The organism is Gemmatimonas sp. (genome assembly GCF_044345575.1).
Taxonomy (GTDB): domain Bacteria; phylum Gemmatimonadota; class Gemmatimonadetes; order Gemmatimonadales; family Gemmatimonadaceae; genus Gemmatimonas.
Map to the genome: position 1 here is coordinate 1 of NZ_JBIJAW010000315.1, position 3741 is coordinate 3741.

At 66.7% G+C, this 3741-nt stretch carries 3 protein-coding genes; 1 reads left to right on the top strand and 2 read right to left on the bottom strand.

Annotated elements, in window-relative coordinates:
- Positions 1 to 218 precede the first annotated feature (218 nt).
- Together ACIQ6O_RS14280 and ACIQ6O_RS14285 are read right to left on the bottom strand one after the other, a co-directional pair.
- The gene (locus tag ACIQ6O_RS14280) at positions 219 to 680 is read right to left on the bottom strand and encodes an HNH endonuclease (RefSeq protein WP_396208452.1); all 462 of its coding nucleotides are present in this window, start codon (positions 678 to 680) and stop codon (positions 219 to 221) included.
- 364 nt (positions 681 to 1044) lie between these two features.
- Positions 1045 to 1530 carry an HIT family protein gene (locus ACIQ6O_RS14285; RefSeq protein WP_396208453.1) on the bottom strand — a complete coding sequence of 162 codons (486 nt, stop codon included), beginning with the start codon at positions 1528 to 1530 and terminating at the stop codon, positions 1045 to 1047.
- Between the two features lie 228 nt (positions 1531 to 1758).
- Here ACIQ6O_RS14285 and ACIQ6O_RS14290 point away from each other — a divergent pair.
- A partial coding sequence (locus ACIQ6O_RS14290) for a thiamine pyrophosphate-dependent enzyme (RefSeq protein ID WP_396208454.1) occupies positions 1759 to 3741 on the top strand: 1983 nt, incomplete at its 3' end.

Consider the following 3741-nt stretch of genomic DNA (forward strand, 5'->3'; position numbering starts at 1 on the left):
CGAAGTGTCGCTCACTGGATCATCGGGTCATCGTGCGGCTGGGTCGAACGGGGACGGCGCCAAGCGTAACTGCGCCAAGCGTAACGGCGCCAGACGTGACCGCGCTAGGCGTAACGGCGCAGTGAGGGCTCGCGTTGTTCCGTCTGGCGCTGTCATGCCTAGCGCCGCTACGTCTGGCGCTTTTTCCCGCCGTTACCCCGCGCCGTTGCCCCGCGCTTTTACGCCGCCCACTCCGCCGCGAATGCGAGACTCACCGCTCTCCTCGCGCCGCGCTTGAGCGCCCGCGTCACGTTACGCGCGTAGCGCACGAAGTTGGCGCCGGCCCACGGGTGCCGGGCAAAGAACTCGAAGGGCAGCAGGTCACTCTTGAGGCGATTGCACGGGGCGCACGCCACCACGAGGTTGCCGGGGTCGTTGGCGCCGCCGCGCGCGAGCGGGACCACGTGGTCGAGGGTGGCCGTGCGCTGATCGAGCCGTGTGGCGCAGTACACGCACCGCTGGCTGCAGTCACGCAGCGCGCCTTTGCGCAGCGCCCGCTTCATGGCCACGTGTACCACGGCCTTGGGGGCGGCACGCACACTGCCGCGCGTGCGCACAGCGCCCCGCTTGGAAGGCCGGCTGCCGCGACCAGCCTCGTGCGAGGTGCTCCGGCTGAGCCGGAGCGTTGGACGTTTCGCCATGCTCACGCCCTCCGGAACAGAAACGCCCCGGCCGAGGCAGCAGGCCTCTCGCCGGGGCGATGGGGGACGACGCCTTCGCGGCACCGGATCGGGGCCGACGACAGGGAGGCAGTCGCCGGGAACGGGCGCCGCGCATGAGAGACACCGCGAGTGGAGCGCATCATCCTCCTGGAACACCAAGTGGACACGCAAACCGCCGGAACCTCATTGTGTGTCGCGCGCGGGGCTTGCTCGCATTCGCGACCACCGCGCGATTATGCGATCACGGTTCTGCTCCCGTCAATAGCAAACGGGCATGGGGTGCGCCGTGTGGCCGATCCCATGCCCGTTCGTGACAATCAGCCGCCGTCGCAGCCGCAGAACCTCAGGCCTTCATGCCACCGTTGCGCAGCGGATCGCGCAGCATGCTGCCGATGCGCGCCGCCATGGCGTCGAGCTGCTGCCGGTTGGGCATGACCGACGCGGGGAACGGCAGCGGCACATCGAACCCATCCCCTTCCCGGCGCGGGATGAGGTGAATGTGGTAGTGCATCACGTTCTGACCGGCCGCCTGCCCGGAGTTCACGACGATGTTCATGTCGGTCGCGCCGCTCGCCGTCTGCACCGTAGGGATCAGCTTGGCAGCCACCTGATACAAATGGGCGCCCACGTCCTTCGGGATGTCCTGGAGCACTTCGTAATGCTCACGCGGCACCACGAGCACGTGCCCCGGATTGACCGGCTGAATATCCAGAAACGCGATTGCGGTCGCGTCTTCGTAGCAGATCGACACCTCGGCCGCGCCGCGGATGAGGTCGCAGAAAATGCAGTGGCCGGTGGACGGCTTCATGGGGGCGGTAGGGGCTTGCATGAACGGAAGACTCAGGGTCCAGACTGCTATGCCAACCTGCGTCCAGAATCAATGCCCGGCAAGCGTCCCGGGATCCAACCGTTTGTCCCCCAACGGTCCCGCCGGGGACACCGTTCGGCCCACCCCATTCGGAGTTCGGTGCGGATTGACCTTCCCGCCCCCCCGTCGCGCCTCACCGCTCACTATTTTTTAGGGGCTGTGTGATTCCCGACTTCCCTGACTCCACCGATGGCCACTTCGACCCGTCCGAGCCGCGCCCGTAAGAGCGAGGCCAGCGAGCCGGCGTCCGCCCCCGCCTCCGCGGCGGCGCTGACGCGCGACCAACTCATTCACGCCTACCGCGTGATGTACACGTCGCGAAAGCTCGACGACAAGGAAATCCAGCTCAAGCGCCAGAACCGGATCTTCTTCCAGATCTCCGGCGCCGGCCATGAAGCCATTGGTACGGCCGCCGGCATGGTACTGCGCCCGGCCTACGACTGGTTCTACCTCTACTACCGCGACCGCGCGCTCTGCCTGCAGTTGGGTATGACGCCGGCCGAGATGCTGTACAGCAGCGTGGGCGCCGCCATCGATCCCAACTCGGGTGGCCGCCAAATGCCCAGCCACTGGGGGCACAAGGCGCTCAACATCACCACCGTCTCGTCACCCACCGGCACGCAGTTCCTGCAGGCCGTGGGCAGCGCCGAAGCCACGCTGCGCGCCCAGCAGATCGAGTTGAACGAAAGCACCTTCAAGGGCGATGACGTCACGCTCGTCACCACCGGCGACGGTACCACCAGCGAAGGCGAGTTCTGGGAGTCGCTCAATACCGCGACCAACCTCCAGCTCCCCATCGTGTACCTCGTGGAAGACAACGGGTACGCGATCTCGGTGCCGGTGGAAGTGAACACGGCGGGCGGTTCCATCTCCAAGCTCGTCTCGTCGTTCCCTGGCCTCTACATCCAGGAAGTCGACGGCTGCGACCTGCTCGCGTCGTACGACGCCATGCAGCGCGCGGTGCAGCACGCCCGCGAGCGGAAGGGGCCAGCCTTCGTGCACGCCAAGGTCATTCGCCCGTACTCGCACTCGCTGTCGGACGACGAAGTGTTCTATCGTCCGCCCGAGGAGCGCGAAGCCGATGCGGCGCGCGACCCGCTCACCACCTTCCCCGCCTGGCTGATCGCCGAAGGGCACGCCACCGCCGACGAACTGCAGGCGCTGCGTGACACAGTCGACGCGGACGTACTTGCGGCGACCGACGACGCGCTCGCACAACCGATGCCGACGCCGGAGAGCGTGCCGTTCGCGGTGTACTCGCCCGACGTGGATCCCACCTCGGAGCGCTTCGACACCGAGGATGATCCGCAGTTCGAGGGCGGGGCCACAACCATGGTGGACCTGCTCAATGCCTGCATGCGCGACGAGATGGCGCGCGACGAGCGTATTCTCGTGTTCGGTGAAGACGTGGCCGACGTGTCGCGCGACCAGTACCTCGGCAAGGTCAAGGGCAAGGGCGGCGTGTTCAAGGTGACGCACGGCCTGCAGACCAAGTACGGCAGCGCGCGCGTCTACAACTCGCCACTCGCCGAAGCGAATATCGTCGGCCGCGCCATCGGCCTGGCCCACCGCGGATTCAAGCCTGTCGTCGAAATCCAGTTCTTCGACTACATCTGGCCGGCGTTCATGCAGATCCGCGATGAACTCGCCACGATGCGCTGGCGCTCCAACAACGCGTTCAGCTCGCCCGTGGTCATTCGGACCACCTATGGCGGCTACATCCGCGGCGCCATCTATCACTCGCAGACCGGGGCGTCGCTGTTCACCGCCAACCCCGGCCTGCGCGTGGTGTGCCCAAGCAACGCGCTCGACGCCAATGGGCTGCTGCGCACCGCCATCCGCTGCGACGACCCGGTGCTGTTCCTCGAACACAAGCACCTGTACCGCCAGACGTACAACAAGGCGCAGTATCCCGGCCCGAACTTCATGATCCCGTTCGGCAAGGCGAACATTCTGCGTCAGGGTACCGACGTCACGCTGGTGACGTACGGCGCCACGGTGCAGCGCGCCCTCGTTGCGGCCAACCAGATCGCCGAAGAGGGCGGGCCGAGCGTGGAAGTGATCGACCTGCGCACGCTCTCGCCGTGGGACAAGGAAGCGGTCTACGCGAGCGTGAAGAAGACCGGCCGCGTGATCGTGGCCACCGAGGATTCGCTCTCGTGGGGCTACGGC

Bases quoted from the DNA above. Each gene is read 5' to 3' on its own strand.
- ACIQ6O_RS14285 (WP_396208453.1), bottom strand. From the start codon at position 1,530: ATGCAAGCCCCTACCGCCCCCATGAAGCCGTCCACCGGCCACTGCATT.
- ACIQ6O_RS14280 (WP_396208452.1), bottom strand. From the start codon at position 680: ATGGCGAAACGTCCAACGCTCCGGCTCAGCCGGAGCACCTCGCACGAG.